Genomic DNA, 18,084 nt, shown 5'->3' with positions numbered 1-18,084 from the left:
GGAAAGCCCATGTTCTCGTTCAAGCAACTCGAAGCCCTCTACTGGATCGCCACCCTCGGCGGCTTCGCGCCGGCGGCGCGCAAGCTCAACACCACGCAGTCCGCGGTCTCCAAGCGCATCAAGGAACTGGAGACCAGTTTCGACACGCCGCTGTTCGACCGCGAGCAGCGCCAGGCGCGCCTGACCGAAAAAGGCGAGGAAATGCTGCTGATCGCGCGGCGCCTGCTGGAGCAGCGCGACATCGCCATCGAGCAGTTCAGCAAACCCGAGGTGATCGAGCGCCGCCTGCGCATCGGCGTGACCGAACTGACGGCGATGACCTGGCTGCCGCGCCTGGTGCGCCGCATCCACCAGCACTATCCGCGGGTGGTGATCGAGCCGGACGTGGACCTGAGCGTGAACCTGCGCGACAAGCTCCTCAACGACGAGATGGACGCCATCATCGTGCCCGACGCCTTCGCCGAGCCGGGACTGTCGGCGCTGCCGCTGGCCGCCGTGCGCAGCGTATGGCTGGCGCGCCCGGGCCTGATCGGCGAGCGCCGGCGGCCGCTGCGCATGCACGAGCTGGCCTCCCACACCATCCTGACCCAGGGCAACAAGTCCGGCACCGGCATCATCTATGACCGCTGGATCAAGTCGCAGTCGATCTTCCCCAGCCACTCGCTCTCCTGCAGCAGCGTGGTGGCGCTGATCGGCCTGACCGTCTCGGGCATGGGCGTGAGCTACCTGCCCTACAAGCCGCTGCGCCCGCTGATCGAGGGCGGCACGCTGGAAATCGTGGAGACCACCCCCAAGCTGCCCGACGTGCCCTACGTCGCGCTCTACCGCAGCGAGCGCAGGAGCAGCTTCATCTCCTCGATCCTGATGCTGGCGCAGGAATGCTGCGAATTTTCGGACATGTTCCAGATCGAGGAACTGGCCGCCGGCGGCCACGAAAAAAAACGTAACGCAGCGCCATTCTTTTAATAATCAGGCAATAATAGACGTCATCTTTGTCGCTTCTGCGCTGAATCGACCAAAATTTTCATGCGTAAATTTTTGCACCGCACTATACTTCGCATCATTTCCACACGGAAATTATTACCAAGGGTCGGGAAGTCGCCGTCGCCTTCCGGGACACCGGATCGGATGGCCGTTTCCCAGGGGTGGCGAAGAAGCCGTGAGGGAACGGTCTCCTCGGCACGATTGATTCAACCAGGCTGCGCGGGCCTTGCCCGGTCGGTCGCCTGAGCACAAGAAGAATATGAATCCAAGTCCATCGGGTTCCGCCGAATCCGAGATGCCGCAACAACTGCGCCTGCGCACGCTGATCGACGAGATCAGCGCGCTGACGCTGCACGTCCAGGAACTGAGCCGCATGGCCGAGGAAGCGCGCGACCTGATCGAGCGCGGCCAGATGCCCGCGCCGGCCGACCCGCAGCAGCTGATCGACGACGTCGAACAGTTCCGCCGCAAGCTCGAGGAAGCCATCGTGCACATCTTCGAGGAAGTCTTCGGCCCCCGCACCGACACCATCGAACGCCAGATGAGCATGCGCCTGATCTCCGAGATCGGCCCCGCCGCCTTCGTGCAGAAAGTGCTGTGGGGCGAAGAGATCAGCGACATCGCGCTGACCATCGCGCTGGAGCGGATGATCCCTTCGCTGGAGAAGCTGGTGGAGGAATACCCGACCGCCTTCCTGCAGCAGGCCAACTCGGTGCTGGACCAGTTCAAGACCCGCTGAACCCGGCGACGGGTGGCGATGCCGCCCTGCCCCGCCGGCGCTCACGCCCGCCTCACTCCTTTTCCGCCGCCCCCGCGCGCCGCAGCGAACGCTGCAGGTGCCCGGCGAAGCGCGACGCCGCAATCGACTGCCGGTGATAGGCCAGCGACAGCTGCGCGCGCGGCGCCGGTTCGCGGATCTCGATATAGCGCACCTGCGCCAGCTGCACCTGCTCGATGGCTTCGGGCACGATGGAAATGCCCAGGCCCGCCGCCACCAGGTTGATGGCCGAGGTCAGCTGCGGCGCCAGCTGGATCACCTGCGGATCGAAGCCGGCCGCCTGGCAGGCGCTGAAGATCTCGTCGTACAGCGCCGAACCCTTGCCGCGCGGGACCATGATGAATTTTTCCTGCGCCAGGTCGTCCAGCCGCAAGGATTTGCGCCGCGCCAGCGGATGCGTGCGCGGCAGCGCCACCTTCAGTTTCTCCGCCGGCAGCTCGACCACGCCCAGCTCCTCGGACGGCGTGGTGGCGATGCGCACGAAGGCGGCGTCGAGCTGGGAGCCGGCGATGTCGGCCAGCAGCTGTTCGGTGATGCCCTCGCTGAGCGAGATCTCCAGCCGCGGATGGCGCTCGCGGAACTGCTGCAGCGAATGCGACACCAGCGGATGGAACACCGCGGAAGACGTGAAGCCCATGCGCAGCAGGCCGACCTCGCCGCTGGCCGCCTGCTGCGCCGCGCGCAGCGCCTGCTCGGCGCCGGCCACGGCCTTTTGCGCGTGCGGCAGGAACACCCGCCCCACCTCCGACAATTCCACCCCGTGCGAGGTGCGCAAGAACAGCGGCGCGCCGACCTCCTCCTCCAGCGCCTTGATCTGCATCGACAGCGGCGGCTGGCCGATACCGACCTTCTCGGCGGCGCGGGTGAAGCTCAGTTGCTCGGCCACGGCCAGGAAGTAGCGCAGGTGTCGGAGTTCCATGTGATATCTGTTTTGTAGATGGATACAGGCAGTGCCATATATTGGACAATATAGCCGAATTCTTCCAGACTGGCGTTCATCTGAAACGACAAGGCGCCCGGCCCTCACGGCTGCGCGCGCCGGCCAGGAATCCGCCATGCAGTCCATCTCCGAATCCGCCAAGCCCGCCAAGTCCGGCGCGCCGGCGCAACGCCCGCCCTCTTCCAGCGTCCAAGCCAAACCCGCGCAGGGCGCGGTGCGCGGCTCGGCCGCCTATCGCCGCATCACGCTGGCGCTGTTCTGCTCCGGCTTCGCCACCTTCTCGCTGCTGTATTGCGTGCAGCCGCTGCTGCCCGAGTTCGCCCGCGAATTCAACGTCGGCGCGGCCGGCGCCTCGCTGGCGCTGTCGCTGTCGACCGCCCTGCTGGCGCTGTCGATCGCGCTGGCCGGCATCGTCTCGGAACGCTACGGCCGCAAGGAACTGATGTTCGCCTCGATGGCCGTGGCCGCCTGCTGCAACCTGCTGGCGGCGGTGGCGCCGACCTGGCACCTGATCCTGGCGGCGCGCGCGCTGGAAGGCTTCGCGCTGGGCGGCGTGCCGGCGGTGGCGATGGCCTACCTGTCGGAAGAAATCGACCAGGCCGGCCTGGGCTTTTCGATGGGGCTGTACGTCAGCGGCAACGCCTTCGGCGGCATGATGGGACGGGTGGCGATGAGCATGATGGCCGAGTCCTTCGGCTGGCGCAGCGCCATGCTGGCCATCGGCGTGCTCGACCTGGCGCTGGCCGTGGCCTTCGTGCTGCTGCTGCCGACGTCGCGCAACTTCATGCGCAACGGCGCGATGAAGCTGCGCGATCATTTCTCGCTGTGGAAAGGCCATCTCGCGCACGGCCGCCTGCCGCTGGTGTTCTGCATCGGCGCGCTGGCCATGGGCATCTTCGCCACCTCGTACAACTATGCCGGCTTTCGCCTGATGGGCGCGCCCTTCTCGCTCTCGGCCACGGCCACTGCCCTGATCTTCAGTGCCTACATCTTCGGCATCGTCGCCTCCTCCTGGGCCGGCGCGCTGGCCGACCGCTTCGGCCGCGCGCCGCTGGTGGCGGCCGGCATCGCGATCTCGTGCGCGGGCCTGTTCCTGACCTGCACGCCGTGGCTGCCGCTGGTGATCCTGGGCATCGTGCTGCTGACCATCGGCTTCTTCACCACGCACTCGGCGGCCAGCAGCTGGGTCGGCCGCATGGCCGCCACCGGCCGCGGCCACGCCGCCTCGCTCTACCTGCTGGCCTACTACCTGGGCGGCAGCATCCTGGGCTCGGTGGGCGGCTGGTTCTGGGAGCATTCGGGATGGAACGCGGTGGCGGGGTTCATGCTGCTGCAAGTGCTGGCGGCAGGATGGCTGGCGCGCAGGTTGTGGCGACACGGACGAACCTAGGCCGCGCAGCGGCCGGCGATGGACGACAAAAAAGCCGGATGCGATCCGGCTTTTTTGTGGGCGCTGGCTATGCGCCAATCGTGGCTGATATCCTTAAGGCGTCTTGTCCGACTTGGTGGCCGGCGATGTGGCCAGCTGCTCGTTGCGTTCGGCGGTGGAGTCCTTGCGCTCCTGCTTGAGCTGCTTGGACGCGGCCTTCTTGTCGGCCTTGTAGTCGGCCTTGGCGGCCTTCTTTTGAGCCTTGTATTCGGCCTTGGCGTCGGCGTCGGCCTGGCGCTTCTGCACGAACGGGTCGTTCGACGGCACGCCGGCGGTTGCCGCGGCCGGTGCGGTGGTCTGCGCCATGGCGCCGCCGGCCAGGGCCAGCAGCAGGGACGGAATCAGGATATGACGTGCTTTCATCTTATGTGCGTTCATGTTTTACCTCCTAGGCGTCAAATGAATAACCGGAAAATCCGTTCGACCACTATAGGCAGCCACGCGCGCCGGCTATGTCGGACAAGCCCTGATTTTCAGCTTCGCCGATGACGCAAAACGCGCCTTTTCGAAGCCGCGAAGAAACATGTGCGCGCCGTCTGTCGGACAGCGCCAACCCCGCCTTGTGAGAAACGGTGCCGCCTTTCCCTGCGGCATGAGTATTGCTTGCAGCAAGACTGCGAAAACACGACACGCCGCGCGCCATCCGCCGCCGGCCCTGCCACCGCGCCGCCTCGCGGCCCATCCGCCGAACCCCGTCCGGGCACAGAGACATGCGCACGCCGCACCTGCGGCGGGCAGGCTTGCCGTTTTGGGGCAGAATGCCCGCAGCGTCGTCCCTTCGCCACCCAGCCACACCGCAATCACATCGGAAGCAGACATGGATACCAAGACCACGGCCGCCACACCCGTCACGGCCGAACCCGACATGCAACTGGCGCGGCAGCTGTTCGAACAGCTGCGCCGCGACAGCGACGAACTCAACGGCAGCGCACACGGCATCACGCGCGACACCTACGGCGCCGGCGAACAGCGCGCGCACGAACTGATGGCGCAGACCGCGCGCCGCCTGGGCCTGGAGGTCGCCACCGACGCCGCGCTCAACCTGTACATGACGCTGCCCGGCAGCGACCGCGATGCGCCGGCCATGATGACCGGCTCCCATCTCGACTCGGTGCCGCGCGGCGGCAACTACGACGGCGCCGCCGGCGTGGTGGCGGGGCTGGCGGTGCTGGCAGGCTGGGTCGCCGCCGGCCGCCGCCCGCGCTGCGACGTCACCGTCATGGGCGTGCGCGCGGAAGAGAGCGCCTGGTTCCCGGTGTCGTACATCGGCAGCAAATCGGCCTTCGGCCTGCTGGACGCCGCCGCGCTGGACATCCTGCGCCTGGACACGCGCCGCAGCCTGCGCGAGCACCTCGCCGAATGCGGCGGCCGCCCGCCCGGCATCGCCGCCGGCGAAGCCCACCTCGAAGCCGCGCGCATCGCCTGCTTCCTCGAGCTGCACATCGAGCAGGGCCCGGTGCTGGTGGAGGCCGGCGAACAGGTCGGCGTGGTCACCGGCATCTGCGGCAGCCTGCGCTATCGCCATGCGCGCGTGCTGGGCGAATACGCTCACTCCGGCGCGACCCCGCGCAGCCACCGCCGCGACGCCGTGGCGGCGCTGGCCGAGGTGATCGCGCGCCTGCAGCAGGACTGGGCGCAGATGGAAGCGGAAGGGCACGAACTGACGCTGACCTTCGGCCAGGTCTATACCGATGCCCAGCAGGCCGACATCAGCAAGGTCTCGGGCCTGGCCAGCTTCGGCGTGGACATCCGCTCGCGCAGCACCGACAGCCTGCAGCGCATGGAGCGCCACCTGCTGGACGCGGTGGCGGCGGCCGAAGGCAAGCACGGCGTGCGCTTCGAACTGGGCGAACGCACCGGCAGCCAGCCGGCGCAGATGGACGCGGCACTGCAGGACGAACTGCAGACGGCGGCGCAGCGGTTGCAGCTGTCGCATCGGCGCCTGCCCAGCGGGGCAGGGCACGACTCGGCGCTGTTCGCCAACCAGGGGATTGCGACGGCGATGCTGTTCATCCGCAACGGCAACGGCAGCCACAATCCCGATGAAGCGATGGAACTGGACGACTTCGCCGCCGGCACGCGCGCGCTGTCGCAGGTGATGGCCGCGCGCGCCGGACTGATGGAGGGCTGACGTGACGCTGTGCGTGATTCCCCAGCCCATCCATCCGGTGGGCCCCGAACTGCTGCGCGCAGCCGGCATCGAGGTCTGCATGGCGCCGGACGCGGCGTTGCTGGCCGCGGAACTGCAACGCGCCGACGCCGCCATCGTGCGCGACGGCCTCTCCGAACAGGAAGTCGACAGCGCGCCGCGCCTGGCGGTGATCGCCAACCACGGCACCGGCACCGACAAGATCGCCGTGGAGCGCGCGCACGCGCTGGGCATCCCGGTCACCTACCTGCCCGACGCCAATGTGCTGGCGGTGGCCGAGCATGCCTTCACCCTGATGCTGGCCGCGGCCCACAACGTGGTGGCCGCCGACGCCGCCACGCGGCGCGGCAACTGGCGCTTCAAGTACGAAGGGCGCATGGTTTCGCTGTACGGCAAGACGCTGGGCATCGTCGGCTACGGCCGCACCGGCAGGCTGCTGGGAGAGATGGCCGCGCGCGGCCTGGGCATGCGCGTGCTGGTATGGTCGCCCAGCGCCGATCCGGCCGCGATCGCGCAGGGCGGCGCGCGCGCCGTGCCCACGCTGGCGCAGCTGCTGGCCGAGGCCGACGTGGTGTCGCTGCATCGCCCGCTGCGCGCCGATACGCGCCATACGCTGGACGCCGCCCACCTGGCGCTGATGAAGCCGGGCGCCATCGTGGTCAACACCTCGCGCGGCGGGCTGATCGACGAAGCCGCGCTGGTCGAGGCGCTGGCCGCCGGCAGGCTGGCCGGCGCCGGGCTGGATGTGTTCGAGCGCGAACCGCTGGCGCCGGACGCCGCCATCGCCGCGCTGCCCAACGTGGTGCTGACGCCGCATGTGGCGGGTTCCTCGCAGGAGGCGCTGGAGGCCACCGCGCGCCGCTGCGCGCAACAGGTGATCGACGCGCTGGCCGGGCGCATGCCCGAACACATGCTGCGTCCCGAGGTATGGACACGGCGCCGCGCCGTCGCCTGATCAGCGATCCAGCCTGAGCACCAGCTTGCCGAAGGGACCGCGCTCCAGGTGATCGATGGCCTGGGGCAGGTCGCCGAAGCCGTACTCGCGCTCGATCACCGGCGCCAGCCCGGCATGACCGGCGGCGCGCGCGAGCTCTTCCAGCGCGCGCCGGTGGCCCACGCCTATGCCCTGGATGGTCGGGCGGCCGAGGAACAGCGGCACGCTGCTCGCGTGGATCTCGGCGTCGCCCAGCAGGCCGATCACCGACACCCGGCCGCCTTGCCTGAGCGCCTGCAGCGACAGCCGGAAGTTGTCTCCTCCCACCATCTCCAGCACATGATCGGCGCCGCGCCCGCCGGTCATCTCGCGCACCGCCTCGTCCCAGCGCGGCGTCCGGCGGCGGTTGATCAGGTGGGCCGCGCCCAGCGCCTGCGCGCGCTCCAGCTTGGCGTCGTCGCCCGAGATGACGATGGCCTGCGCGCCATGCGCCGCCGCCAGCTGCAATCCGAACAGCGACACGCCGCCGGTGCCCTGCAGCACCACCGTCTGCCCGGCATGCAGGCGGCCGTGCTCCACCAGCGCCGACCACGCGGTAACGCCGGCGCAGGGCAGGGTGCTGGCCTGCGCGTCCGACAGCGCGGCGGGGGCGGCGACGGCCCAGTCTTCGGGCAGCAGCACGTACTCCGACAGCATGCCCGGCCCGGGCGCGCCCAGCGCCACGGCGTGCGACGGCCATTCACCGTCGAGCCAGCCGCCCCAGAAGGTCGACATCACCCGCGCGCCGACGGCGAAGCGTCGCGCATCTTCGCCCAGCGCCACTACCTCGCCGGCCATGTCGGAGGCGGGCGTGAAGGGCGGCGCCACCTGTGCGCCGCCGCTGCCGTTGTCGATGTTCATCTTGTCGCGGTAGTTCAGCGCCACCGCCGCCACCCGGACCAGGATCTCGCCACGCCCCGGCGTGGGAACGGGGACGGTTTCCAGGCGCAGGTTCTGTTTGCCGAACTGCTCGATACGCCAGCGTCGCATGTGCTTTTCCATCGACGGACTCCTTGTAGGGATGAAGGGGAGGCCAGTCTATAAAGGAATACAGGGCGCCGGTGGCGGTGCTTTTTCGCCGCGCTGTAGAATCAGATTCTCCAATCGACACGGCGACATGGCGCGACAATCCGCCCAGCCAAGATCGTCACTACAGGGAAGGGCAGGCATGGACAGCTTCAACGGCATCTCGGTTTTCGTGCAGGCGGTGGAGGCCGGCAGCTTCGCGCGCGCGGCCGAGCGCATGCACCTGTCGCGTTCGGCGGTGGGCAAGGGCATCGCGCGACTGGAAGAGCGGTTGGGAGTCAGGCTGTTTCATCGCACCACGCGCAGCCAGAGCCTGACCGACGAAGGCCAGGCCTACTACGAACGCTGCCTGCGCGCGCTGGCGGAGCTGGAGAGCGGCGAGGCGCTGCTCGGCGACGGCAAGCGCGAACCCAGCGGCCGCGTGAAGCTCAGCATGCCGGTATTGTTCGGCCGCATCTGCGTGGCGCCGCTGCTGGTGGAGCTGGCGCGCCGCCATCCGCAGCTGGAGATCGCCGCATCCTTCAGCGACCGCCGCGTCGACCTGGTCGACGAGGGCGTGGACCTGGTGCTGCGCAGCGGCGACATGCACGACAGCGGCGGCCTGGCCGCGCGCAAGCTGGGCGTGCAGACGCTGATGCTATGCGCCGCGCCGGCCTATCTTGCGCAGCACGGGCGGCCGCAACGCCTGGACGATCTCGCCCGCCATCACGCCATTCTGTATGGCCGCGGCGCGCGCGACGACGGCTGGCAGCTGCGCGACCCGCAAGGGCGGCTGCGCGAAGCGCCGGTGCTCAGCCGGCTGCGCTTTGACGATCTCGAGGCCATCGCCGCCGCCGCGGTGGCCGGCGCCGGGCTCGCGCGCCTGCCGTGCTGGCTGATCGCGGCGCATGTGAAGTCCGGACGGCTGGTGAAGGTGATGGAAGAAGAATCCTATGTCGCCATCGACATGCACCTGGCCTGGACGCCGATGCGCCACATGCCGCATCGCCTGCGCACGGTGATCGACGAACTGGCGAAGGAATTGCCGCCGCTGCTGGGCGTGGGCGTGATGGAGAACGCGGGTCCCGGCTGTTGAGAAGATGTGTGTGAGGAATCGGGCATTCCTCGCGCGGCGGCGGCGCAGAGCGCAAGACGGTGCTTTGATGCATGGCAGCATCGCCACATGCCTTGCGGCAATTGCGCCTCTTTCGCCTGTTTCTTCCGATACGCGGTTTATCCCTATTCACTCCGCCTGCAAAAGCCAGTAATCTGAATTTGCATCCGCTGCCGTACAGCCACCGCAACCCGGTCCCCACGGCAGAGCCGGCGACGTCCAATAACAATCAACAAGAATAATCCTGAGGCCCGCGGCGCAAGCCATTTTCACTCGCACACATCATGAACATCCTTTCCAACATGCGGATCTCCAACCGCCTGACCTTCGGCTTCGCCCTCGTTCTGGTGCTGGCCGTCCTGTCCACGTCGATGGCGCTGTACGACGCCCGGCGCAACGCTGATGCCACGCGGCAGATGATGGAGGTGCCGCTGGCCAAGGAGAGGCTGGTGGCTGACTGGTTCGTGCTGACCTATTCGGCGGTGGTGCGCACCTCGATGATCGCGCGCAGCAGCGACGGCGAGCTGTCCAACACCTTCAAGGACGACATCGAGCAGAGCGTCAAGAGCGGCAGCGCGATCATCAAGAAGATCGAGCCGCTGCTGTCCTCGGATGAAGAGAAGGCGCTGATGGCCGTCATCATCGAAGCGCGCAAGAAGTACCAGGCCGCCAAGGAGCTGGTAATGAACACGCGCAAGAGCGGCGACGCCGCCGCTTCGGAGAAGGCCTATGTCGAGGTCTTCGACCCGGCGGCCAAAGCCTACGGCGCGCAGGTAAACAACCTGCTGGCCATGCAGCGCAAGGCCATCGACAAGCTGGCCACCGACATCGACGCCAGCAGCCAGCGCAGCATCCAGCTGATGATCGTGCTGGGCATCCTGCTGGTGGCCATCGGCGCGGTGGCGGTGGTGATCATCTCGCGCAGCATCACCACGCCGCTGAAGCGGGCGCTGGACGTGGCCAGGATGGTGGCCGCCGGCGACCTGTCGGCGCGCATCGAGCAGAAGGGCCGTGACGAGATCGCCGAACTGATGGGCGCATTGCGGGAGATGAACGATTCGCTGCGCGCCATCGTCAGCGAAGTGCAGGTCGGCACCGAGTCGATCACTACCGCCGCCGGCGAGATCGCCTCCGGCAATTTCGACCTCTCCTCGCGCACCGAGCAGCAGGCCGGTTCGCTGGAAGAGACCGCGGCCTCGATCGAGGAGCTGACCTCCACCGTCAAGCAGAACGCCGAGAACGCCCAGCAGGCCAACCAGCTGGCGATGGATGCCTCCGACGTGGCCAAGAAGGGCAGCGGGGTGGTGTCGCAGGTGGTGCAGACGATGAACGAGATCAACCACTCGTCCAACAAGATCGTGGACATCATCAGCGTGATCGACGGCATCGCCTTCCAGACCAACATCCTGGCGTTGAACGCCGCCGTGGAAGCGGCGCGTGCGGGCGAGCAGGGCCGCGGCTTCGCGGTGGTGGCCTCGGAGGTGCGTTCGCTGGCGCAACGCTCGGCGGCGGCGGCCAAGGAGATCAAGCAGCTGATCGACGACTCGGTGGGCAAGGTCGACGCCGGCAGCAAGCTGGTCAACGAAGCCGGCGCCACCATGGGCGACGTGGTCGAGAGCATCAAGCGCGTGACCGACATCATGGGCGAGATCTCGGTGGCCAGCCGCGAACAGAGTTCGGGCATCGAGCAGATCAGCCGCGCCGTCACCGAGATCGACGACGCCACCCAGCAGAACGCGGCGCTGGTGGAGCAGGCCACGGCCACCTCCGACATGCTGCGCGGCCAGGCGCAGAAGCTGGCCGAGGCCGGCCGCAAGTTCAGCCTGGGTTCGCAGCTGGTCGAGGCCGGCGGCACGCGCCGCGAACGCGACATCACCCCGCAGCCGCTGCAGTTGACGCCTTCCGCCTGATCCCTTCCTGCGCGGCGCGCGGCCTGGGTAACCTCAGGCGGTGCGCCGCAATCCTTCCCGTTCCCCGTTCAGGCTGCGCAGCCAGCCCTGCCAGAAATGCTGAGAGGCGGCCTCGAAAGAGCGGCCGTATTGCTCGGCGTCGGCGCGCAGGCTGGCCAGGCTGATGTTGCGCGTATGCGCGATCTCGTGCGCGTGGCCGATCAGCCAGCGCTCCACCATGCGCACGTCGAATTCCGGATGGAACTGCAGCGCCAGGCAGTTCTCGCCCCAGGCGAAGGCCTGGTTCGGATACAGCGCGGACGACGCCAGGTGGCGCGCCCCCTCCGGCAGGTCGAAGGTGTCGCCGTGCCAGTGCAGCACCCGCGTATCCTGCCCGACCAGCTGGCTGAACCAGGGCAGCTCGTCCGTATGCTCGGCCGGACTCAGCGGGCTCCAGCCGATCTCCTTGCCGGACGTGCCGGGATAGACGCGCGCATGCAGCGCCGCGGCCATCAGCTGCGCGCCCAGGCAAATCCCCAGCGTCGGCAAATCCTCCAGCAGGCGCGCGCGCAGCCAGGCGATCTCGGCGCGCAGGTAGGGGTATTCGGCGGTGTCGTAGACCGCGATCGGGCCGCCCAGCACGATGACCAGGTCCGCGTCCAGCGGCGAGATGTTGGCGAAGGAGTCGACCCCGACATCGAAGTAGCTGACCTGGTAGCCGCTCTTCTTGAGCAGCGGCGCGAGCTGGCCCAGGTCTTCGAAGGCGACGTGGCGGAGGGCGAGGGCGGTTTTCATGATGGTGGCGGCCTGTGGAGTAGGGATGCGCGAAGGGCGAGGGTGGTGTTTTCGCTATATCTTAACGTATACAACGAACACCTGAGGAACTTGCTCAAATCCATTGAACAAGTTCATTGAAATTCTGTATCAGGGCGATAGTTTCCGCATTGCGTCATCTCAAAAATCTTTCACCCAGTACAAGAAATGTCGCGTTTCCTATTTTGCAACATCCTTTATTTACAAGGCTTTTCGGCCGATTCTAGATTCTAACCATTGAAATTGAACGCCCCAGCCACCACATGCGACAACATGGCGGATCCCATCCATGCTGTACGAAAAAACTGATTGTTCTGGAATTGGGAATTATGTATTCCGGTTTTGAGCCTTTTTCTTGGCGCTCGCGATCCCTAAACTTGGTTTCACGATGAAAGCGAAAAGCGACTGATCCACAAGTGTCGGGCCGGGCTGAATCGCACATCCTATCTCTCACAAGGAAACGATCATGAACACCAAGAACATTGCCAAGAACCTGTTTGCAGGCCTTCTGTTGACCACCGCCGTCGGCGCCGCCATGGCTGAAGCACCGTATCCCGCCGAAACCCAGATCGTGTCGACCAAGTCGCGCGCTGAAGTGATCGCGGAACTGCAACAAGCCCGCGCCAGCGGCGAGATCCTCGTCACCGACCGCTATCCCGCCGACAAGGCCGTGACATCGACCAAGACCCGCGCCGACGTGGTCGCCGAGCTCAAGGAAGCCCGCGCCAACGGCGAAATCCTGGTCACCGACCAATATCCGGCCGACAAGCCTTTCCAGTCGACCCTGACCCGCCAGCAAGTGAAGGACGAGCTGCAACAAGCCCGTTCGCAAGGCCAGGCCGTCAGCAACAGCAACGCGCTGTAATCATCGGCGGCACGGCCGCGATGCATCGGTAGCAACGCAGTTCACGCAGTACCCGGCACCGGCGCCACCAGCGCCGCTTGCCGACAGGGCGCCGGAGATCCCGGCGCGCCAAGCTCTCCCCAGGCGGGCCCCATGAAAGCGACAGTCTCTCCCCTCGGTCGCCGGTAGTGTGGCCCGCCTACCTTTTTGTCCTTGCGTTTTTGTCCTTCCCTTTTCCGCGCCGTCAGCCCAGGCTCTCCCTGGGCGAACCGTCGACGATGCGCTCCAGCGCATCGGGATCGTTGCGCGGCGTGACTTCGGCGCGCAGGCGCGGCAAGGCCTGGGGATAATTCGTCGCGATGAAGGAAATCATGTGCTCGCGGATCTGGCAGCGCAGGTCGAAGGCGCTGCCGGAGTCGACCGCCGACACCAAGAGCCGCACCTGCATGCAGCGCTGGTCGGCGTCCGTCACATGCATCACGCACACGCGCTTGTCCCATAGCGGCAAGGTCTTGCAGACGCGCTCGAACTCGGCGCGCACTTCCCTGGCCGGCACCGCATAATCCAGCCACAGAAACACCGTGCCCAGGATGGTGGCCGAGGTATGGGTCCAGTTCTCGAAGGGGTTTTCGATGAACCACTGCAAGGGCACGATCATGCGCCGCTCGTCCCAGATCTTCACTACCACGAAGGTGCCGGTGATCTCTTCCACGCGCCCCCACTCGCCCTTGACGATCAGCACATCGTCGATGCGGATGGGTTGCGAGAACGCAATCTGCAGGCCGGCGAAGAAATTGCCCAGCACCGGCTTGGCGGCGATACCGGCGACGATGCCGGCCACGCCCGCCGAAGCCAGCAGGCTGGCGCCGAACTGGCGCGCGCCCGGCAAAGTGAGCAGCACGAAGGACAGGCCCAGCAGCGCGATGATGAAATAGGCGCTGCGCGACAGCACCCGGGTCTGGGTCAGGATGCGGCGCGCCCTCAGGTTGTCGGCCACATCGTAGGGATTGAGCTTGACCACGGCCACGCTGACCGACTTCACGCAGCGCATCAGGAACCAGGTCAGCGCCAGGATCAGCGCCACCGAGGTAAGGTAGGAGATCGAGGTCAGTCCGGGCGTGTTGTCGGGCGCGCCGGTCAGCACCAGGCGCAGCAGGAACAGGATCAGGCAGGTGCGCCCGGAGTTGTAGGCCACTTCGGTGGCGGTGATGGTGAACGGATGGCCGCGCGCGAGACGACGTATCAGCGCCGTGCCGGCGCGGTGGATCACGATGGCCAGCACCACCGACAACAGCGCCACGCCCAGCACGATGAGGCCGGAACGCAACGGTCCCTCGTTCATGTTGTAGAGAAAATCCAGGTCCAGAGTCATCGCTTCCCTTCCATAGGTTGTCGCGGTTGCATCGTGGTGGATGCAAGGCGTTTCCGCGTTCGAACCGGGAAGGGGGATTTTGTTTCCGCTTATTTGCCTGCGGGCATCACGGCGGCGGCCAGCAGGCACAGCGTTTCCACCGCATCGGCCTGGGCCAGCTGCATCGGCGCGGGGCGCTGGCGCAACAGTTCGCGCAGCGCGAGCGCGTCGGTCGCCGCCAGCGCGGCGTCGATGCCCGCGATCCATTCGCCCAGTTGCGGCGCGGCCGGCTGCGGATGCGCCCACAGGTGGCTGGCGTCGGCGGCAAGGCGACGCGACAGCGCCACGGCGGTACGCCCGGCGCCGGCCTGGCGCTCGTTCAAGCTGCGCTCGCGCATCGATCTCTGCAGCAGCAACCCCGCCTCGACATTGGCCACGCAGGCGTCGCGCCGGTGCGCATGCATGCGCGCGGCATCGGCCGGCGCCTGCTCGCCGCCGATCGCGTCGGCCAGGTAGGCGAGGTTGAGCCGCACCATGCGCAGCAACTGCGCGCCGACGTCGGCCGGCTGGCGGCGCGGCCAGAACAGATAACTGGCGGCCACCGCCACCGCCGCGCCGATGACGTTGTTGCCGGCACGCAGCGCGGCATTGGTCAGCTGCTGCGCGGGTTCGGTGGCGACATCGGCCACCAGCACGAACACCGGCGTCAGGAAGGTGGCGTACAAGCCATAGCTGACCGGCCGCAGCGCCATGGTCAGCACCGTCAGCGGAAACACCAGCACCGCCAGCGCCAGCGGCGAATGCACCACCAGGCACAGCGCGATGGCCAGCGCGCCGCCGACCACGCTGCCGACGGCGCGCTCCATGCTGCGCGACCAGCTGTCGGCGATGGTGGGTTGCATCACCAGCATGGTCGCCATGGTGGCCCAGTAACCGAAGGGCAGTTCCAGCAGATGCACGATGAGGTAGGTGACGCCGGCGGCGGCGGCGCAGCGCCAGGCGTGATGCAGTTCGGCCGAGCCGGCGTTGGCGTGCAGCGCGCCCTTGCGCCACAGCATGCGCAGCCGGTGGAGCAGGGCCGGCATGCCGCGCGGCCGCGCCAGCGCTTCGCGGGCGGCCAGCTTGAGCCCGGCCGGATTGTCGGCGTCGGCGTCGCCGCCGGCGGCCAGCGGCGCCTCCACCAGCTGCAGCACGCGGCCGGCGCCGCTGGGCAGGCGCGCCACCAGCTGGCGCAGGCGCAGCATGATGCGGGCGTCGTCGGCCGCGGCGATGTCCTCGCCTTTGGCCATGGCACGCTGCATGCCTTGCAGCAGCTGCGACATGGATTGCAGCACGCGCGTGGTGCGGCGGCGCGCCTGGTGTTGCTGGTAGTGCGTCAGCCGCAGGTCGGCCAGCACCGTGATGCAGTCGAGCAGATCGCCGGCGCGCGCCAGGCGCACCAGCAGGTTTTCGTAGAGCCGGCGCGACTCGGTGCGCTCGGCCGCCACCGCATCCAGGGCGCGGCGCGCGGCGGCGATGTCGAAGCGGGCGTGGCGACGCGTATGCGCCGCCAGTTCGGCCGCATGCGCCAGCTGGGCCGCATCGTCGCCCTCATGCCCGTCCGCGGCCACCGCCGCCAGCTCGGCCAGCGTGCCGTAGACGCGCGCCACCGCCTGGCGCGCCGGCGCGAAGGGATGGATGCGCCACACCGTCAGCCCCAGCAGCATGGCCCACAGGCAACCCGCGAAATAGACCAGCACATGGCTGTGTGCAAACGGCCACAGCACCACCGGCGCATCGGCCATGATGGCCGACACGCCCGCCGCCAGCATCAGCACCAGCCCGGCCGCGGCGCCATAGATGCGCGAAAATCCGGCCGCGCCGGCGCAGGCCATGATGGCCAGCAAACCCGCCTCCACGCCCAGCCCCGCGGCGCTCGCGGCCAGCATCCCGCCCAGCGTGGACGCCAGCGCGAAGCCCCCCATCGAAGCCAGCCGCGCGCGGTTGGAACCGGCGCTGTCGGCCAGGCAGGTCAGGAAGGCGCCGATGGCCGCCCACGAGAACAGCGGATTGCCCAGCCACTCGCCCAGGAGCAGCATGGCGCTGGCCCCGCAGGCGGCGCGCAGGCCCTCCGACAGGCTGGCGTTGCGCAGCGGGAAACGGGCGCGCCAGCGCTCGGTCAACAGGCGCAGACGACGCAAGGAAAATGGGAAACGGAGAGCGGAACGACCGGTGGTCGATAGCGGCGGCGGCATGCTATGGGCGGGTGGACAGGGTGCGCAGAAGAAGGGTGCCGGCACCCGCACGGTTTATCCCCGCGGCGGCGTCATTCCGGTTCCGCCGCCGCGGCCGGCGGACGTGGCGGGTGTCGGCAGGGGGAGTATAGGAAGGGGAGTCAAGTCGCTGTATGACTTAAGTTCTTATGTTGTATTCCATTTTTGAATGTTTTGATCTTTTGTCTTTGCGCTGGTTGGTGTTTGATTTGGGGTTTTGAACTACTGCTCCACGTCGTCACCGTTTTCTGCCTGCCTGCTTGCCAATTCGCTTACTTGTTTACGTGCTTACGCAATACACGCTTGGCTCCTTTCATCGCCGTCATCCCGGCGAAGGCCGGGATCCAGTGTCGTTCGTTGTGCTTCTTTGAACCCTGTTCTGGCTGAGTAGCCGCTTGTGCGGCGTATCGAAGTCAGCGTGTATGCGGTTGTTTTCGTTTGGGTAGTCTGGTCTTGCTGCATGCCGATGTACTGGCTCTATATCTATCTTTCTTCGGTCGAAACGGAGCGCCGGGGGCGGCCCGGCAGCCGCTCACTTTTCTTGCTCCGCCAAGAAAAGTAAGCAAAAGAAGGCGGCCCCTAAGGTCCAGCCCCTCCTGCGGAGGGGTACCCGACAGAGCGCGGAGAAAAATGGGAAAGGAGGCAAGTCGCTGCGCTCCGGCCTCCTTTCTGATCCATTTTCCCCCGCGCCCCGCCGGCTGGCCCCCAAGGGGAAGACTTAACCGCCTCGCCTTCGGCATCGGGATGGGGAGGGGTGTTCGCAATCTTCTGCTCGTCGATTGTGTGAGATGTGTGAGGGACGGCGATGGCGGCTTCGTAAAACGAACTATGGAGATGATGCCGCGAACGACGCTGGATCCCGGCCTGCGCCGGGATGACGGATTACATTGGATAGCGAGCCACGAAATCGATGCCGCAGGTGAGCAGCGAGCAGCAAGCACCGCGAGGCCGAAGGCGAGCCGGACACAAGGCAAAGCCGCAGGCGAGCCGAATCGGAAGTCCGCTTCTGCCCAGCCGCTGAACCGTGCGGAAAAATGGATCAGAAAGGAGGCCGGAGCGTAGCGACTTGCCTCCTTTCCCATTTTTCCGCACGGTTCAGCGGGGACCCCGAAGGGGCTGGGCGGTAGCGGCCGCCTTCTTTTGCTTACTTTTCTTGGCGGAGCAAGAAAAGTGAGCGGCTGCCGGGCCGCTCCCGGCGCTCCCTCCTGACCGAAGAAAGATAGAACCAGAGCCAGTACATCTGCACGCAGCAAGACCAGACTACCCGAGCGTCAAACAACCGTATGCACGCTGACTTCGATACGCCGCAAAGCGGCTACTCAGTCCGAACGAAGTTCTCGGAGGCGCGACGAACGACACTGGATCCCGGCGTTCGCCGGGATGACGGAGATGACGGAGATGACGGAGATGTTGGAGATGTTGGAGATGTTGGAGATGTTGGAGATGTTGGAGGTGTTGGAGGTGTTGGAGGTGTTGGAGGTGTTGGAGGTGTTGGAGGTGTTGGAGGTGTTGGAGGTGTTGGAGATGTCGGAGATGCCGGAGATGCCGGAGATGCCGGAGATG

The 18,084-nt window shown here is 67.0% G+C and carries 15 protein-coding genes; 8 read left to right on the top strand and 7 right to left on the bottom strand.

The features are described 5' to 3' along the window. Positions 1 to 9 precede the first annotated feature (9 nt). Positions 10 to 966, top strand: coding sequence for a LysR family transcriptional regulator (locus CEJ42_RS22450; RefSeq protein WP_088752613.1), 957 nt, complete (start codon positions 10 to 12; stop codon positions 964 to 966). A 277-nt stretch (positions 967 to 1,243) separates the two neighbouring features. Continuing rightward, positions 1,244 to 1,723, top strand: a complete 480-nt coding sequence (locus tag CEJ42_RS22445) for a hypothetical protein (RefSeq protein WP_237772385.1) — start codon at positions 1,244 to 1,246, stop codon at positions 1,721 to 1,723. 52 nt (positions 1,724 to 1,775) lie between these two features. On the opposite strand, the gene CEJ42_RS22440 is transcribed toward CEJ42_RS22445, so the two are convergent. After that, on the bottom strand, positions 1,776 to 2,681 hold the full coding sequence (locus tag CEJ42_RS22440) for a LysR family transcriptional regulator (protein ID WP_088752612.1): 906 nt from the start codon (positions 2,679 to 2,681) through the stop codon (positions 1,776 to 1,778). Positions 2,682 to 2,817: 136 nt separating this feature from the next. On the opposite strand from CEJ42_RS22440, the gene CEJ42_RS22435 reads away from it, so the two are divergent. Beyond that, positions 2,818 to 4,092, top strand: a complete 1,275-nt coding sequence (locus CEJ42_RS22435) for an MFS transporter (RefSeq protein WP_088752611.1) — start codon at positions 2,818 to 2,820, stop codon at positions 4,090 to 4,092. Positions 4,093 to 4,185: 93 nt separating this feature from the next. Here the strand turns inward: CEJ42_RS22435 and CEJ42_RS22430 are convergent, their stop codons facing one another. After that, a complete protein-coding gene (locus CEJ42_RS22430) occupies positions 4,186 to 4,494 on the bottom strand; it encodes a hypothetical protein (protein ID WP_079219245.1) in 309 nt (102 codons plus the stop codon). Positions 4,495 to 4,948: 454 nt separating this feature from the next. Between CEJ42_RS22430 and CEJ42_RS22425 the strand changes: the two genes are divergently transcribed. After that, positions 4,949 to 6,262, top strand: coding sequence for a Zn-dependent hydrolase (locus CEJ42_RS22425; RefSeq protein ID WP_088752610.1), 1,314 nt, complete (start codon positions 4,949 to 4,951; stop codon positions 6,260 to 6,262). A 1-nt stretch (position 6,263) separates the two neighbouring features. Continuing rightward, the gene (locus tag CEJ42_RS22420; RefSeq protein WP_088752609.1) at positions 6,264 to 7,235 is read left to right on the top strand and encodes an NAD(P)-dependent oxidoreductase; all 972 of its coding nucleotides are present in this window, start codon (positions 6,264 to 6,266) and stop codon (positions 7,233 to 7,235) included. On the opposite strand, the gene CEJ42_RS22415 is transcribed toward CEJ42_RS22420, so the two are convergent. After that, entirely contained in the window at positions 7,236 to 8,255 is a 1,020-nt protein-coding gene (locus tag CEJ42_RS22415; protein ID WP_088752608.1) for a zinc-dependent alcohol dehydrogenase family protein, read from the bottom strand. Between the two features lie 166 nt (positions 8,256 to 8,421). Here CEJ42_RS22415 and CEJ42_RS22410 point away from each other — a divergent pair, with 166 nt between their 5' ends. Further along, positions 8,422 to 9,354: a LysR family transcriptional regulator gene (locus CEJ42_RS22410; protein ID WP_088752607.1), complete on the top strand. Its 933-nt coding sequence runs from the start codon at positions 8,422 to 8,424 to the stop codon at positions 9,352 to 9,354. 302 nt (positions 9,355 to 9,656) lie between these two features. Then, positions 9,657 to 11,282 carry a methyl-accepting chemotaxis protein gene (locus CEJ42_RS22405; RefSeq protein ID WP_088752606.1) on the top strand — a complete coding sequence of 542 codons (1,626 nt, stop codon included), beginning with the start codon at positions 9,657 to 9,659 and terminating at the stop codon, positions 11,280 to 11,282. A gap of 33 nt (positions 11,283 to 11,315) precedes the next feature. Here the strand turns inward: CEJ42_RS22405 and CEJ42_RS22400 are convergent, their stop codons facing one another. Next, the gene (locus tag CEJ42_RS22400) at positions 11,316 to 12,056 is read right to left on the bottom strand and encodes a glutamine amidotransferase (RefSeq protein ID WP_079217366.1); all 741 of its coding nucleotides are present in this window, start codon (positions 12,054 to 12,056) and stop codon (positions 11,316 to 11,318) included. A gap of 484 nt (positions 12,057 to 12,540) precedes the next feature. On the opposite strand from CEJ42_RS22400, the gene CEJ42_RS22395 reads away from it, so the two are divergent. Continuing rightward, positions 12,541 to 12,939 (top strand): DUF4148 domain-containing protein, encoded by a 399-nt coding sequence (locus CEJ42_RS22395; protein ID WP_088752605.1) that lies wholly within the window; start codon positions 12,541 to 12,543, stop codon positions 12,937 to 12,939. A gap of 223 nt (positions 12,940 to 13,162) precedes the next feature. On the opposite strand, the gene CEJ42_RS22390 is transcribed toward CEJ42_RS22395, so the two are convergent. The 3 genes from CEJ42_RS22390 to CEJ42_RS25100 all read right to left on the bottom strand — a co-directional run. Next, positions 13,163 to 14,290, bottom strand: a complete 1,128-nt coding sequence (locus CEJ42_RS22390; protein WP_088752604.1) for a mechanosensitive ion channel family protein — start codon at positions 14,288 to 14,290, stop codon at positions 13,163 to 13,165. 89 nt (positions 14,291 to 14,379) lie between these two features. Continuing rightward, a complete protein-coding gene (locus tag CEJ42_RS22385) occupies positions 14,380 to 16,449 on the bottom strand; it encodes an FUSC family protein (protein ID WP_243397929.1) in 2,070 nt (689 codons plus the stop codon). Between the two features lie 1,391 nt (positions 16,450 to 17,840). Next, positions 17,841 to 18,084, bottom strand: a 244-nt coding sequence (locus CEJ42_RS25100; protein ID WP_207760473.1) for a hypothetical protein, incomplete at its 5' end; no start/stop codon positions are given.

The sequence above is a fragment of the Herbaspirillum robiniae genome (assembly GCF_002213415.1).
Classification (GTDB): domain Bacteria; phylum Pseudomonadota; class Gammaproteobacteria; order Burkholderiales; family Burkholderiaceae_D; genus Herbaspirillum; species Herbaspirillum robiniae.
Note: the sequence above shows the minus strand (reverse complement) of the source record. Positions and strands in the feature narration are given on the sequence as shown.